Origin of the sequence: Streptomyces sp. NBC_00425, from assembly GCF_036030735.1 — a bacterium.
Lineage (GTDB): Bacteria > Actinomycetota > Actinomycetes > Streptomycetales > Streptomycetaceae > Streptomyces.
The window spans coordinates 3904905-3920077 of record NZ_CP107928.1 but is presented as its reverse complement, the minus strand read 5'-3'; the positions used below and the strand labels follow the sequence as shown (position 1 = coordinate 3920077).

The window sequence follows — 15173 nt, the reverse complement described above, 5'->3', positions numbered from 1 at the left end:
GTTTTCCGCCACGTGAGACGTGCATTTCGGGTGGTTTTCGGTGATCGCTCAGGGCAACGTCCAGATCTGGGTCGTGACGACGTAGAAGACCGCCACCCAGAACGCCGTCAGTGCGGCGATGATGCCGAGGCCGATGAGGTTGGTCCGCGTCGCCGGCTCGTCCGGGGCGGGCCTCAGCCACCGCTTGAGAAGCCGGTTCACGTAGTACGGCATGGTGAGGAAGCTCATCAGGAAGCTCGACAGCAGGTTGCCCACGAGCAGCCCGAGCCAGAACGGCATGCCCAGCGGCGACAGGGCGAGCGTCAGCAGCACCACGGTCGGATACAGGCCGACCCAGACCGCGAGGGCCGTCCGGGTCTCGGAGGGCGCCGCTGCGTCCTTGCCGTTCTCCTCGAAGGCGAACCAGCTGCCGAAGGAGTTGTCGATCGTGCGCAGCCGGAAGTCGTCGAACTTCGCCCCCTCGGCGAGGACCTGCTTGCGTCTGTTCGACGTCAGCCAGGCGTCGAGGTGCTCGGCGCTGTCGAACCGGTACAGGGTGGTCCAGTCGTCCTGCACCCCTTCGACCGGCTGGAAGATCTCCGTGCCGCGGAATCCCTCGAACCTCTCCTCCTCCTGGGTCAGACGGCGCTGCCAGGCGAGGAACTCGTCGACGTGAGCCGGGTCGACCCGGTGGGTGACCACCACGGTCACCAGCGGATCCGTCGGGCGGGAGCCGCCGCTGATCACCTGCTGGGTGCCGGGGCCGTCGAGGTACTTGTCGCCGACGGCCAGGAGGCGCTGTCTCGTGGTGCTGTTGATCCACGCCTTCAGGTGGGCCACGGAGTCGAACCGGTAGACGACGACCCACTCGGGCTGCACCGGGGTCGGCGGGGAGACCTCGACGCCCAGGTATCCGGCGTAGTCGGCGGCGGCGGCGTTGACGCCCTGCTGCCATGACTCGTACTCCTGTTCGAGTCCGGGCAGTACCTTCTGATTGATGATCGCGGTCGCTCCCGCGCTCCGGTGCTGGTCGGTGCTCATGAGCCCGGGCCCGTCGCCACCGACTGCCTTTCGGCGAGCCGGCTCCAGATCCGCTCCGGAGTCAGGGGCAGCGAGCGGAAGCGGACGCCGGTGGCGTCGTGGAGCGCGTTGGCCAGCGCGGGGGCCACCGGGTTGATGCAGCATTCCGCCATCCCCTTCGACCGCAGGGGACCGACGGAGTCCGTCGACGCCACCAGGAGCACGTCGGTGCGCGGGACGTCGGCGTAGGTGGGGATGCGGTAGTTGCGCAGATTCGGGTTCACCATGACGCCGTTCTCGTCGACGTGGTGGTTCTCGGTCAGCGCGAAGCCGATTCCCTGCGCCACCCCGCCCTCGACCTGCCCGCGGACCTGGGCGGGATTGACGACCACGGCGGCGTCGGCCGCCTGGACGCTGTACAGGATGCGGATCTCGCCCGTCACCGGGTGGACGGCGATGCGGAACCCCTGGGTGTTGGAGGTGACGCTGCGGGGCGAGCCGTAGGCCTTGCGGGCGGCGGTGAACCGGATGCCGCGGGCCCGTGCCGACGTGACGAGCTCGGCCAGCGGCACCCGCCGGTCGCCGCAGACGACCTCCTCGTCGGCCATCGAGCACAGCACGAGGTGCACGCCGGTGTACGCGGCGGCGTACTCCAGGATGCGGTCACGCACGGCGTCGGCCGCCCGGAGCACCGCGTTGCCCGCCACGAACAGTCCGGCACTGGCGAAGGCGCCGGTGTCGAATCCCGTGCGGTCCGTGTCCGACTGCACCAGACGGATCCGCGAGGGCGTCGTGCCCAGCTGACCGGCCGCGATCTGGACGTGCGCGGTCGATGTGCCCTCCCCGAACTCGACCGTGCCGACGGCCAGTTCGTAGACGAGATCGTCCCCCAGGGTGACCCAGGCCTCGGAGATGTGCTCGGTCGGGGGCGCGGTCTCGTGCAGGGAGCTCGCGACGCCGGCGCCCACCAGCCACCCGGGGCCGGGAGGCGGCCGGTCGGCGGCCTCGGCCAGGGCGCCCTCCACCAGGTCGATGCACTTGGCGAGGGAGTCCTCGCTGAACGCCACGTCGTCGGGGCCGTCGTGCAGGGCCACGAGCGGGTCGCCCGGCCGCACGATGTTGCGGCGGCGCAGGGCGAGCGGATCGAGGTGCAACGCGCGCGCCAGTTCGTCCATCGCCGACTCCACGGCGAACGCCGGCTGCGTCATCCCGTACCCGCGCAGCGCCCCGCTCGGCACGGTGTTGGTGTACACGGAGAAGGCGTCGTACCTCTTGTTGGGGCAGCGGTAGACCGCCACGGCGGCGCCGCCCGCGTACAGCGTCTCCCCGCCGTGGTTGCCGTAGGCGCCCGTGTTGGACACGTTGCGGACCTGGAACGCCGTGAGGGTGCCGTCCGCCTTCGCTCCGAGCCTGACCGTCAGCGTCATGGGATGCCGGGGCGAGGCCGTGGTGAACTCCTCCTCGCGGGTGAACTCGAAGCAGACGGGCCGTCCGGTGTCGAGGGCGGCGAGCGCCGCCAGGTCCTCGGAGATCACCTCCTGCTTGCCGCCGAAGCCGCCGCCGACGCGCTTGCAGAACACCCGGAGCTGGTCGGGGCGCAGCGCGAAGAGGTAGGCGAGTTTGACCTTCGCGATCGACGGCGACTGCGAGCTGGTGCGCACGTTCAGCCGCCCGTCCTCCATCCAGGCGATCGAGCCGTGGGTCTCGAGGTGCGCGTGCTGCACGCGCGGCGAGAAGTAGGTGCCCTCGTGGATCACGTCGGCCTCGGCGAACCCCGCGTCGACGTCGCCGATGTGCGTGTGGAGTTCGAGCAGGACGTTGTGCAGCGGATCGCGGACGAACGGGTCGTCCGAGCCGTGCAGTTGCGGCGCGCCCTCCGCCATCGCCTCCAGAGGGTCGAACACGGCCGGCAGCACCTCGTACTCCACTCGGACCCTGCGGCAGCCCTCCTCCGCCGCCGCGACGGTGTCGGCCAGCACCGCGACCACGCGCTGGCCCACGAAGCGGACGGTGTCGTCGAGGATGCGGGTGTCGTCCGGGTCGACCAGATGGTCGGTGTGGATCGCCGTGGTGAAGCGCCGGCGCGGCACGTCCCGCCAGGTGTATACCCGGTGCACGCCGGGGACCGCGAGGGCGGCGCTCTTGTCGATCGAGAGGATCCGGGCGTGTGCGTGCGGGGAGTGCAGCACCTTGAGGTGCAGCATGCCGTCGAGGCGGGTGTCCATCGTGAACTCGGCGCGACCGGTCACCACGTCCTCGGCGGCCGGCGCGCCGACGCTCCGGCCGACCGCCCTGCCCGGCGCGGCGCTCTCCACGCCCACCACGCCGTTCACCGCGTCCTCGATGCCCCGGTAGCCGGTGCAGCGGCAGAGGTTGCCCTTCAGCGCCCGGGGCAGGTCGGCCTTCTGGGCGTCGGTGAACGTCGCGGAGGTCATGATCATCCCGGCGGTGCAGAAGCCGCACTGGAATCCCGGGGCGTCGCGGAAGCGCCGTTGCACCGGGTGCAGGTCGCCGGGTGAACCCAGGCCCTCGATCGTGGTCACCTCGCGGCCGTCCGCGCGGAAGGCGGGGGTGATGCAGCTGTGCACCGGATCACCGTCCAGCCAGACCGTGCAGGCGCCGCAGTCGCCCGCGTCGCAGCCCTTCTTGACGCCGTGACGGCCGAGCGAGCGCAGGAACGTGCGCAGGCACTGGCCGGGTTCGGGCTCCTCCGGGAAGCTCCTGCCGTTCACGAGGTAGGTCATGTCAGGTTCCAGCCATGAGTTCGCGTCGGATCTCCTCGGCGAAGTGCCGTGTCAGATGGCGCCGATGGCCGGGGGTCCCGTTGGGATCGGCGAACCAGACGTCGGCGGGGACGGCGTCGATGCTCTGCCGCAGGGTCAGGGCGTCGGGAAAGCCGTCGAACGCCATGCGCACCGGCCGTGTGGTGCCCGCCGTGACGGTGAGCAGCAGGTCGCCCGTCCCCGGGGCCAGCGTGCCGATCAGGAACACGGTCGAACGGCCGAGGCGGGTCAGGGTGAAGCGGCGGTGCGCGGCGCGCTTGCGCAGGGCGTGCGCCGGAACGGCGACGCGCCGCAGGATCTCGCCCGGAGCCAGCACGTTGCGGTGGTCCCCGGTCACGAACCCGAGGGCGTCGACCACGCGCGTGGACCCGTCGGGAGCCCACAGTTCGTACCGTGCCTCGAGCGCGACCGTCAGCGTGATCATCGGCCCGGCGGGCAGGGACAGGCAGATGTTCCCGCCGACGGTCGCCGAGTTCCAGACCTTGAACGAGGACAGGAAGGCCTCGCAGCTGAGTCCGAGGAGGGGGCCTGCGATCCAGTCGTCGGGCGGCGTGAACGCGTACAGGTCCCGGATGGTGCACGTCGCGGCGATCTCGAGGCCCGCGTCGCTCTGTGTCAGCGGTTCCCAGTGCAGCGCCGTCAGGTCGACCAGGCGGCGCAGATCCGGCTGTTCGGCGGAGAACAGCCAGGTTCCGCCGGCGAGCCAGGCGTCGCCTTCACGCCAGTCCGCGCCGGGCCGGCCCGCCGGTCGACGGACGACTTCGGTGATGGTGTTGAGGTCCATGGGGTCGATCTCCCTCACGGCGACGAGCGTGCAAGGGCCACTGTCGACGGGGCGCGATGGGCGCGGAGAGTCCCTCCAAGGATATCCCCGGGCGGACCGGACCCGCCATGTCGGCATATGGGGGCGGTGACGGAGGACCGCGCCGCTCACCGGGGCCGACGAGGCGCCGCTGCCTGTCGGCTGCGTCCCCGCGACCTGGTCCGCCGGACGGCTCCCGGATGCGAGAGCGCCGCCCTTCGCCCCCTGGCCGAAAGCCGACCCTTGATCTCCTCCCCTCTGGAACCAACAATGCGCATGACAAAAACAGCGGGCGGCCGGAAGATCTCCGGTCGCCCTGTCGTAAGAGGGGACCCCCACATGAGAAAGCCTCTCGTCGCCGCCTGCTTCGCCCTGGCCATCGCCGGGGCGGGCGCGGCGCCCGCGGTCGCCGCACCGGCCGCGGCCGGGACCGGGGCGGCCGCGCCCGTGCTCAAGGCCGCCACGCCCACGCTCAAGGCCGTCAACCTCGCCGGGACCGTCGCGCTCAGCAACTGCTCCGGCTCGGTCGTCCGCTTCCCCAGCTCCCTGGACACCGACCCCGCGCTGGTGCTCTCCAACGGCCACTGCCTGTCGACCGGGTTCCCGGAGCCGGGCGAGGTGCTCGTCAACCAGGCCTCCAGCCGCACCTTCGGCCTGCTCAACTCCGCCGGCACCCGGGTCGCGACCCTGCGCGCCAGCAAGCTCGCGTACGGGACGATGACCGACACCGACGTCTCGATCTACCAGCTCACCAGCACCTACGCGTCGATCAGGAACTCGTACGGGATCTCGGCCCTGACCGTGCAGGACACGCACCCGGTCGCCGGCACCGCCATCACCGTGGCGTCCGGCTACTGGAAGCGGCTCTACAGCTGCAACGTCGACGGGTTCGTCTACCGGATGAAGGAGGGCGACTGGACCTGGAAGGACTCGGTCCGTTACACCTCCGCCTGCCAGACCATCGGCGGCACCTCCGGCTCGCCGGTGATCGACCAGTCCACCGGCAAGGTCGTCGCCGTCAACAACACCGGCAACGAGGACGGCGAGCGCTGCACCGAGAACAACCCGTGTGAGGTCGACGCGAACGGCAACGTCACCGTCCGCAAGGGCATCAACTACGCCCAGGAGACCTACCTGATCCCGGCCTGCTTCAAGGCCGGCAACCAGATCGACCTGAACAAGAGCGGGTGCACCCTGCCCAAGCCGTAGGGCGAGGCGGCGGGGCGTTCCGTCACGTGGGACCGCGACGGACCGCCCGCCCCGCCAGCACGTCCGTGCGCCGGCCGTCCTCGACGACGAAGCGGCCGTCGATCAGGACGTGCGGGATGCCCGTGGGGAGTGTGCGCGGGGACTCGTACGTCGAGCCCGCCGCGACCGTCGCCGGGTCGAAGAGCACCAGGTCGGCGCGGTACCCCTCACGGATCACGCCCCGGTCCGGCAGACGCAGGCGGGCCGCCGGACGGCCGGTCAGGTGGGCGACGCACTCCTCCAGGGAGAGGATCCCGGACTCCCTTACGTAGTGGCCGAGGTAGCGCGGGAACGTGCCGTACGCGCGCGGGTGCGGGCGGGCGCCGGTCAGGACGCCGTCCGAGCCGCCCGTGTGGACGCGATGGCGCATGATCGCGCGGACGTTCTCCTCGTGGCCCACATGCTGAAGGATCGTCGGCCCGAGTCCGTCCTCGAGCAGCAGCCGGCGTGCCGTCGCCCACGGAGTCCAGCCCAGACGAGCGGCCGAAGCGCCGACCGTGCTGCCGACGAAGTCGCCCAGCGCCTGGTTCGTCACCCCGGAGATCTCGATCGTCTCCCAGTCCACCGGCACCCCGTGGCAGCCGTCCGCGCCGGTCACCTCCAGGTCGTGGCGGATGCGTTCGGCGCTCTCGTCGTCGGCGAGGCGGCGCAGGACCTCCGAGGGGCCGCCCTCACTCGCCCAACTGGGCAGCAGGGCCGCGAGCGTGGTGCAGCCGGGCGTGTAGGGATAGGTGTCGAGGGTGATGTCGGCGCCCGCGTCGAGCGCATCGTCCAGCAGGGCCAGCAACTCGGGCGCACGCCCCTCGTTCACGCCGAAGTTCATGGTGGCGTGGGCCAGATGGAGGCCGCAGCCGGCCTTGCCGGCCAGCTCCACCATCTCCGCGTACGCCTCCAGCGCACCGGCTCCGTAACTGCGGTGGTGGGGGCAGTAGTAGCCGCCGTAGCGCGCCACCACCCGGCACAGTTCCTCCAGTTCGGCGTTCCCCGCGTACATCCCGGGCGTGTACGTCAGCCCGGACGACAGGCCGACCGCCCCCTGCTCCAGGCCCTCCGCCACCAGCCGCCGCATCCGGTCCAGCTCCCGCGCCGTGGCCGGGCGGTCCTCCCAGCCGACGACGAGGGCCCGGACCGTGCCCTGCGGGACGAGATAGGCCGCGTTGACGGCGATGCCCCGCCCCTCGGCGCCGCGGTCCAGCCGGTCCAGGTACTCGCCCACCGACCGCCAGTCGAAGTCGACGTCGTCGCCGGGGCCGTTCCAGCCGGTGATGGCGCGGCGCACCTCGTCGAGGGTGCGGTCGTCGACCGGGGCGTACGACAGACCGTCCTGGCCCAGGACTTCGAGCGTCACGCCCTGGGCCGCCTTGGCGCTGTGGTCCGGGTCGCGCAGCAGCGCCAGGTCGCTGTGGGCGTGCATGTCGATGAAGCCGGGGGAGAGGACCAGCCCTTCCGCGTCCAGCTCCCGCACGGCCTTCGGGCGCTGACAGCCCGCGGCCGCCGCCTCCTTGACGATCGAGACGATCCTGCCGTCGTCGATCACCACGTCCGCGCGGTAGGAGTCCGCGCCCGTGCCGTCGACGACGTCGGCGTCCCGGATCACGAGGTCTTCCATGTCGGCCTCCGGCTCGGCTCGGACGGGTCAGAAGTAGGTGCGGATGTAGTCGACCACCGTGCCGTCCGCCTCGGCCAGCGGGATCAGCGGCCACTTGTCGAAGGACGTGCACGGGTGCGACAGGCCGAGGCCCACCCAGTCGCCGACCTCGAGGTCCGCCTCGTCCGTCGTGCGCAGCCAGGCGTGCTGGTCGGAGAGGGCGGTCACCGAGACGCCGGTCGCGGGGCGTTCACGGCCGTCGCGGCGGATCACCTGCGCGAAGGGCAGGTCGAGGTCGTAGGCGGCATCGCGCTTGCCCGCGTTGACGAACGCCTGGTCGGGGGTGGGACGGGAGACGACCTGGGTCCACAGCCGGAACGCGGGCTCCAGCGCGCCCTCCCCGGGGACCCGGTTGAACGGCGTGAGCTTGCGGTAGTGGCCGTCGTCGTGCGAGACGTACGCTCCCGAGCGCAGCAACTTCAGCACGGGGAGCGAGAGTTCGGGGATGGCGGCGAAGACGTCGGCGACCGCGTCGAACCAGGCGCTGCCGCCGGCGCTGACGACGATCTCCTCGACGTCCGCGAACCGCCCCGCCGCGTCGAAGCCGACGGCCAGGGCCACCAGCCGGCGCAGCCAGGCGTGCACCCGCTGGGGGTCGGCCCCCGGCACCTCACCCTCGTAGCCCGCGACCCCGACCAGCCGCAGCGTCGGGACGGCCGCCACCGCGTCCGCGACCGCCGCGCACTCCTCCTCCGTGCGCACGCCGGTGCGGGCGCCCTCGCCGGCGGCCAGCTCGACCACGACGTCGACGGGGCGGGCGGCGCCGCGCAGGGCCGCGTCCATCAGCTCGACGCCGCGCACGGAGTCGACGTAACAGACCAGGTGGAATCCGGGGTCGGCGTCGAGTTCGGCGGAGATCCAGCGCAGGGCCGACGGGTCGACCAGTTCGTTGGCGAGGAACACGCGCCGGACGCCGAACGCCCGGGCCACCCGCACCTGGTGCGGGACCGCGAGGGTGATGCCCCAGGCGCCCCGGTCGATCTGGCGCCGGAAGAGCTGCGGGGCCATGGAGGTCTTGCCGTGCGGCGCGAAGGCGAGGCCGTGCCGGGTCGCGTACGTCTCCATGAGCGTGAGGTTGTGCTCCAGGCGTTCCGCGGAGAGGGCCAGCACCGGTGTCGCGAAGCCTCCGGTGAAGAGGTTGCGGCGCTGGGCGGCCAGCTCGCCGACGGTGAGGCCTTCGGCGTCCGGCGGGAGGCCCTTGAAGCGGTGGTCGACACGTTCCTCGGCCAGTCGGGCGAGCGCCGCGAACGCCTCGGTACTCATGGAACCTCCCTGATCAGGTACGTTGCGCAAGCTGCAACGCCCGTTGCGTATGTCGCTGACCGCTGTCTAACATCTCCGCCAGCGCGGGGTCAACGGATCCTCCCCCAGCCTTCGGCCGGGGACCTCCATCCCGCTTCGCTCGCCCACACCAGCACGGGAGCCACGACGATCGTGACCGCCACCGGACCCCGCAACGCCCCCGACGCCCCCGACGCCACGCACGTCGTGAACGTCGTCGACGTCGTGGATGTCACCGACGTCGTGGATGTCGTCGACGTCGTCACGCTCGGCGAGTCCATGGTCGCGTTCCAGCCCTCCCGTCCGGGTCGCCTCGCCGACGTGCCGTCCTTCGACCGGGGCATCGGCGGCGCGGAGTCCAACGTGGCCTGCGCACTGGCGGCGGCCGGGCACACGGCGCGCTGGATCGGCCGGGTCGGGGCGGACGGTTTCGGCGACCACCTCGTCGAGACCATCGGCTCCTACGGCGTCGACGTCAGCCGCGTACGACGCGACCCGGACCGCCCGACCGGCGTCTACTTCCGCACCGCCGGCGACCGGTCGGGCGACGCCCACGAGGTCGCCTACTACCGGGCCGGCTCCGCAGCCTCCGCGATGTCCGTCGACACCGTCGGCCTCGACGCGGTACGGGCCGGCCGGGTCCTGCACCTCACCGGGATCACCGCGGCCCTCTCCGCGGACTGCCTCGGTCTGCTGTGCGAACTGACCGCCGCACGGCCCGGCCGGCCGCTCGTCTCCTTCGACGTCAACCACCGGCCCCGGCTGTGGACGGACGGCGACGGCCCCCGGATCCTGCGGGAACTGGCCCGCGGCGCCGACCTGGTGTTCGTCGGCGAGGACGAGGCCGCCGACGTGTGGGGCCTGGACGGCGTCCACGCCGTGCGGGCCGCGATCCCCGAACCCGAGGTGCTCGTCGTCAAACAGGGCGCACACGGGGCAACCCTCTTCCACAGGGACCGCGTCCACGGGGACCGCGTTCACGGGGACCGCGTTCACGGGGACCGCGTCCAGGAGGACAGCGTCCTGCACGTCCCGGCCCCGCGGGTCGACGTCGTCGCCGCCGTCGGCGCCGGGGACGCCTTCGCCGCCGGGTTCCTCTCCGCCACCCTGCGCGGGCTGCCCGCCCGCGACCGGCTGCGGCACGGGCATCTGACGGCCGCCGCCGCCCTCACCGTCCCCGGCGACCTCGCCGTCCCCCCGACCCGCGACCACGCCGACCGGCTCGCCGCCCTCGACGACACCGCGTGGGGGAGACTGCGACTCGGCCCGGGCTGGACGCAGGCCCCGGCCGCCCCCGAGGAGGTACGCACCCCATGAGCCAGACCGTCGACCGCGCCCTCAGCATCCTCCCGCTGCTCGCCGAGGGCCCCGCCGACCTCGGACAGGTCGCGGACCGCCTCGACGTGCACAAGTCGACCGCCCTGCGGCTGCTGCGCACCCTCCACGAGCACGGCCTCGTCTACCGTCAGGCCGACCAGCGCTACCGCCTCGGCGCCCGCCTGTTCGCCCTCGCCCAGGAGGCGATGGAGAACCTCGACGTCCGCGAGATCGCCCACCCCCACCTGACCCGACTGGGCGAGACCTGCGGACACACCGTCCACCTCGCCGTGTACGAGGACGGCGAGGTCCTCTACATCGACAAGGTGGAGAGCCGCTACCCGGTCCGCATGTACTCGCGCATCGGCAGGCCCGTCGCCATCACGGTCGCCGCCGTCGCCAAGCTGCTCCTCGCCGATCTGCCCGAACCCGAGCGGCGCGCCGTCGCCGAGAGCCTCGACTACCCCCTCTACACGGCTCGTTCGACGTCCGGTGCCCCCGCCTTCCTGCGTGAGCTGCAGAAGGTGCGCGAACAGGGCTGGGCCACCGACCTCGGCGGCCACGAGGAGTCCATCAACTGCGTCGCCGCGCCCGTCCGGGGCGCCGACGGCCGGGTGGTCGCCGCACTGTCGGTCTCCGCGCCGAACGTCGTCGTCACCGCCGAAGAACTCCTCGCCCTGCTTCCTCTGGTGCGCCGCACGGCGGACGCCGTCAGCGCCGAGTACTCCGGCAGGACGCCCGTATCAGCTCCCGACAAGGACGCCGTATGACCGAGAAGACCGCGCTCACCCCCGGCACCCACACCACCCCGCCCGCGAAGTTCTCGCACGGCGTGAAGAAGGGGAACATCCTCCAGGTGGCGGGCCAGGTCGGCTTCCTGCCCGCCGAGCCGGGCCGGCCCCCGACGCCGGCCGGTCCCGGCCTGCGCGAGCAGACCCTGCAGACCCTCGCCAACGTCAGGTCGATCCTGGAGGAGGGCGGCGCGGGCTGGGACGACGTGATGATGATCCGCGTCTACCTGACCGACACCGGGCACTTCGCCGAGTTCAAAGAGTTGTACGACGCGTACTTCGACGAGCAGGACCTCACCGGTCCGCCCGCGGCCCGCACGACGGTCTACGTCGGCCTGCCGGCGGGCCTGCTCGTCGAGATCGACGCGCTCGCCGTCCTCGGCTGACCCCGGCCCCGGACCCGAGGGGGCGGCCGTATTGAGCGTCTTCGTCTGGGTCTCTGACGGATCGCCGTGCGGAACTCCCGTAACGAAGTAGGGGCTGGCTGTGTCCGGCACAGGATCTTCGACCATACTGCCCGCTGTGGAGCAGCGCATAGGTTCGAGCAGCCAGCCCCTGGAGGGCGCCGGATTCGACCCGGCATTCGTCCCCGGGCTCACGTCGCCCGTGACCGCGGAGCCGGCCGACGCGAAGCCGGCCGAGGCCGACGACGCCGCGGCGGTCGTCGACTCCGAGGAGGTGGAGAAGAGCGGCCCCGACGTCGGGACCGACGCGGAGGCGGAGAGCGACGCGGACGCCGAAGGCGTCGCCGAGAGCGACGCCGGGGCCGGGGAGGCGGAGGAGTCGGACGCGTCCGCCGCGGGTCCCGTCTTCGAGGCCTCGGACCGCCGGGCGCGGATCGCCGCCGACGCCAGGGGCGTCCGGCTCCGCCTCGACGAGGAGGAGTGCGAGTTCCGCTGGGACGAGATCGGCGCCGTCGAGACCGAGACGCCGCGTTTCGGCAAGCGGTACACCGTCACCGTGCACACCCCCGACCGCCGCTGGTACCCGATCGAGATCGAGGCGACGGCCAGGGCGCGCTTCGCGGAGTGGGACGACCAGCTGGACGCGGTCCTCGACGCCTACTTCGAGGAGGGCGAGGCCTCGGGCGCCGTGGACCCCGGGGATGCCGGGGACGACGACGCCGAAGCGACCGAGGCCAAGGCCTATGCCAAGGCCGAGGCCAAGAACGATGCCAAGGCCAAGAACGATGCCAAGGCCAAGACCGAGGGCGCCGACTAGCCGGTTCCCGGCACGGCGCTAGCTGCAGTACTGCGCCTGCTTGCCGATCGACCGGTACATACAGTCCGCGTTCTCCAGCAGTTGCAGCACCGCGTCCCGGTTACGGGAGGTCTCCCGCTCGATGACCTCGTCGGGCGGGTAGAAACCGCCTCCCGAACCGGACGACGGGTACATCTCGAAGGTGTACGAGAAGATCTTCTGCGTGCCCCAGAGATAGTCGTCGATCGAGCCGTCGGTGATGTAGAGGTCGCTGGACTGCTCGGCGGTGTACCCGTTGCTCGCGGCCATCTTCTGCCCGACGGCCTTGAACGCGGCGTTGTCGTCCGCGCTCATCCCGGTCGCCGTGTCGGAGTACGTGTAGCCGAACGGCCACAGCACCAGCTCGCTGTAGGTGTGGAAGTCGATGCCGGCGGTGATCTGCTGCCGGCCGCCCACGACCCGGCTGCGCACGAAGTCCGCGACGACCTTCACCTCGGGCGCGGACTCGGCGGACGCGCCCCGGTAGGTCTCGGAGGACTTGCTGCCGGAAGAGCCGCCGCAGCACCCCCACTTGAAGTCCCAGTTCCGGTTGAGGTCCGTCCCGACGTACGAGGAACCGGAGTTGGGCTGCCGGTTCTTGCGCCACGACCGGTAGGAGCCGGTGGCGATGTCGTACTCGCCGCCGTCCGGGTTGAGGTCGGGGACGATCCAGATCTCGCGCCCGTTGACCATGTCGGTGATCCGGGAGTCGGTGCCGTACCCGGCGCTCAGCTCGCGCATCAGATACAGGGCCATCTCCACGGTGAGGTGCTCGCGGGCGTGCTGGTGGTGGGTGAACAGCACCTCCGGCTCGGCCTCGTCGACGGCCACGTTGTCGCTGATCTTGACGGCCACGATGTCCCGGCCCTGGTACGACCTGCCGATGACGCGCTTGCTCATGATGTCCGGGCGGGCGGCGACGCGCTGGTCGATCTCCGCCGTCATCTCGGCGTAGTTGTGGTACTTCGAGTCGGCGGACGGGAAGTCGAAGAGCCGTACCTCGTCCTCGGCGACCCGGTCCGGCGCCGCGCCCAGAGGCGAGACCGTGTACCCCTGGGCCCGCAGCCTCCCGATCTGCTCGGCCCGGCCGGAGACCACGACGGTCTCCTCGTCGGCCTCGTCCACGCTCACCCCGGAGGCGGCGATCGCGGTGCGCAGCTGCGGGGTGCTGTGGTGGACGTGGATCTCGTACTGGCGGATGTCGTCGGCGGACGGCGCCGGTTTTCGGGCGCCGCCCGCCGACGCGTCGGTGACGGCCGAGAACGGCGCGGCCAGGGCGAGGGCCAGCAGGGCGGCGAGGACGGTGCTTCTCGCACCGCTCCTGCGGATGCGCAGTCGCATGAACGCTCCTAGTGGGGAGTCGGAGTGTGTGGGGGTGCGGTGGTGCGGTGGTGCGACTGCCGCACATCGTCGGTGCATGGCATGGACAGGTCAATAGGTCAAGGGGCGACAAAGGGGTGATGGCCGGAACCATGCGAAAAACGGCGCATGACCGGCCGCGAAGTGTAATTGGGAACGCACCCGCCGAAAGTGATCACACGCGAGGGCGGGCCGAGGACATCGGGTGGAGATCGGGCAGGCCCTCTTGCCGGGCCGGCCGCTTTGGGCTTTCTTGACCTTCATGGCGGACACCACGGGACCCCCCACGGGCCACACCACGGACACCGAGGCACCGACCGGCACCGACCGGACCCCCAGAAAGTCCAGTTGGAAGTACATCGGACCCGGCATCGTGGTCGCGGCGACCGGCGTCGGCGCCGGCGACCTCGTGGCCACCCTCATCGCGGGCAGCAACTTCGGCTACACCCTGCTCTGGGCGGCCGTCGTCGGCTGCCTGGTCAAGATCTCCCTCGCCGAGGCGGCCGGCCGCTGGCACCTGTCCACCGGCCGCACCCTCTTCGACGGCTGGGCCGGGCTCGGCCGTTGGACGACCTGGTTCTTCGGCGTCTACCTGGTCGTCTGGGGCTTCGTCTACGGCGCGGCGGCGATGTCGTCGAGCGCGTTGCCGCTGCAGGCGCTGTTCCCGGACGTGATGGGCCTCAAGTCGTGGGCCGTCGCCTGTGGCCTGATCGGCCTGGTGTTCGTCTGGTTCAACAAGTACGCCGTCTTCGAGAAGGTCATGACGGTCCTGGTGGGCGTCATGTTCGTGGTCACGGTGTACCTGGCGGTCCGCGTCACCCCGAACCTCGGCGACGCCTTCGCCGGCCTGCTGCCGGTCCTGCCGGACGAAAAGGACTCCGTCCTCAACACCCTCGGCCTGATCGGCGGCGTGGGCGGCACCATCACGCTGGCCGCGTACGGCTACTGGGTGAACGCCAAGGGCTGGACCAACACGGGCTGGATGAAGGTCATGCGGCTGGACAACCGCGTCGCGTACCTCACGACCGGTGTCTTCGTCGTCGCCATGCTCTTCGTCGGCGCGGAGCTGCTGCACTCGGCGAACGTGTCGATCGCGAGCGGCGACAAGGGGCTCGTCCAGCTCAGCGACATCCTGGAGGCGAAGTACGGCGCGGCGACCGCCGAGTTCTTCCTCATCGGCTTCTTCGCGACGTCCTTCACCTCCCTGATCGGCGTCTGGCACGGGGTGAGCCTGATGTTCGCCGACTTCTACGCCCGCCTGCGCGGCGGCAGCGACACGACCGGCACGGAGGTCGCCTCCGGCGAGCGGGAACGCTCCTGGCCCTTCCGGGCGTACCTGCTCTGGCTGACGTTCCCGCCGATCGTGCTGCTCTTCCAGGGCCAGCCGTTCCGCCTGGTCATCCTCTACGGCGTGCTGGGCGCAGCCTTCCTGCCGTTCCTCGCGGGCACCCTGCTGTGGCTGCTCAACTCCTCGCGCACGCCCAGCGAATGGCGCAACGGGCTGCTGAGCAACGCGATGCTGGTGTTGGCGGGACTGCTGTTCCTGGTGCTGTGCGTCAAGCAGATCTGGGACCAGCCCTGGTCGGAGTTCTTCTGACCCGACCGGGCCCCGCGGAGCCCCCGTTGAACCCCGCGGAGCCACGGCCGGGCCCCCGGCCCGCCACGCCCTGCCGGGACGTGATCGGCCGGGGCACGTGACGGCCCGT

12 protein-coding genes are annotated in these 15173 nt (G+C 71.4%); 6 read left to right on the top strand and 6 right to left on the bottom strand.

The window, feature by feature from the left end:
- Positions 1 to 48: 48 nt before the first annotated feature.
- From OHS82_RS16565 to OHS82_RS16555, 3 genes are read right to left on the bottom strand one after another with little or no spacing between them, the layout of a single operon-like run.
- Entirely contained in the window at positions 49 to 1020 is a 972-nt protein-coding gene (locus tag OHS82_RS16565; protein WP_057584470.1) for an antibiotic biosynthesis monooxygenase, read from the bottom strand.
- Positions 1017 to 3743, bottom strand: coding sequence for a molybdopterin-dependent oxidoreductase (locus tag OHS82_RS16560; RefSeq protein WP_328434086.1), 2727 nt, complete (start codon positions 3741 to 3743; stop codon positions 1017 to 1019). Before OHS82_RS16560 ends, OHS82_RS16565 begins: the two co-directional genes overlap by 4 nt.
- A gap of 1 nt (position 3744) precedes the next feature.
- Complete coding sequence (locus OHS82_RS16555; RefSeq protein ID WP_266724641.1) at positions 3745 to 4566, bottom strand: FAD binding domain-containing protein; 822 nt, start codon at positions 4564 to 4566, stop codon at positions 3745 to 3747.
- A gap of 357 nt (positions 4567 to 4923) precedes the next feature.
- On the opposite strand from OHS82_RS16555, the gene OHS82_RS16550 reads away from it, so the two are divergent.
- Entirely contained in the window at positions 4924 to 5793 is an 870-nt protein-coding gene (locus OHS82_RS16550; protein ID WP_266724127.1) for a S1 family peptidase, read from the top strand.
- 22 nt (positions 5794 to 5815) lie between these two features.
- Here OHS82_RS16550 and OHS82_RS16545 read toward each other — a convergent pair whose 3' ends face one another.
- A complete protein-coding gene (locus OHS82_RS16545) occupies positions 5816 to 7441 on the bottom strand; it encodes an N-acyl-D-amino-acid deacylase family protein (RefSeq protein WP_328434085.1) in 1626 nt (541 codons plus the stop codon).
- A gap of 27 nt (positions 7442 to 7468) precedes the next feature.
- Positions 7469 to 8743 (bottom strand): amino acid deaminase, encoded by a 1275-nt coding sequence (locus tag OHS82_RS16540; RefSeq protein ID WP_328434084.1) that lies wholly within the window; start codon positions 8741 to 8743, stop codon positions 7469 to 7471.
- A gap of 171 nt (positions 8744 to 8914) precedes the next feature.
- Here OHS82_RS16540 and OHS82_RS16535 point away from each other — a divergent pair, with 171 nt between their 5' ends.
- The 4 genes from OHS82_RS16535 (at position 8915) to OHS82_RS16520 (ending at position 12090) form a co-directional block, all read left to right on the top strand.
- Positions 8915 to 10078, top strand: a complete 1164-nt coding sequence (locus OHS82_RS16535) for a sugar kinase (protein WP_443061783.1) — start codon at positions 8915 to 8917, stop codon at positions 10076 to 10078.
- Positions 10075 to 10848, top strand: a complete 774-nt coding sequence (locus OHS82_RS16530) for an IclR family transcriptional regulator (protein WP_057584464.1) — start codon at positions 10075 to 10077, stop codon at positions 10846 to 10848. Before OHS82_RS16535 ends, OHS82_RS16530 begins: the two co-directional genes overlap by 4 nt.
- Positions 10845 to 11255, top strand: coding sequence for a RidA family protein (locus OHS82_RS16525; RefSeq protein ID WP_057584463.1), 411 nt, complete (start codon positions 10845 to 10847; stop codon positions 11253 to 11255). Before OHS82_RS16530 ends, OHS82_RS16525 begins: the two co-directional genes overlap by 4 nt.
- A 136-nt stretch (positions 11256 to 11391) precedes the next feature.
- Positions 11392 to 12090, top strand: coding sequence for a hypothetical protein (locus tag OHS82_RS16520; protein ID WP_328434083.1), 699 nt, complete (start codon positions 11392 to 11394; stop codon positions 12088 to 12090).
- An 18-nt stretch (positions 12091 to 12108) separates the two neighbouring features.
- On the opposite strand, the gene OHS82_RS16515 is transcribed toward OHS82_RS16520, so the two are convergent.
- Positions 12109 to 13449 carry a M14 family metallopeptidase gene (locus OHS82_RS16515; RefSeq protein ID WP_328434082.1) on the bottom strand — a complete coding sequence of 447 codons (1341 nt, stop codon included), beginning with the start codon at positions 13447 to 13449 and terminating at the stop codon, positions 12109 to 12111.
- Positions 13450 to 13729: 280 nt separating this feature from the next.
- Between OHS82_RS16515 and OHS82_RS16510 the strand changes: the two genes are divergently transcribed.
- Entirely contained in the window at positions 13730 to 15064 is a 1335-nt protein-coding gene (locus tag OHS82_RS16510; protein ID WP_057584756.1) for an Nramp family divalent metal transporter, read from the top strand.
- The last annotated feature ends 109 nt before the right edge of the window (positions 15065 to 15173 follow it).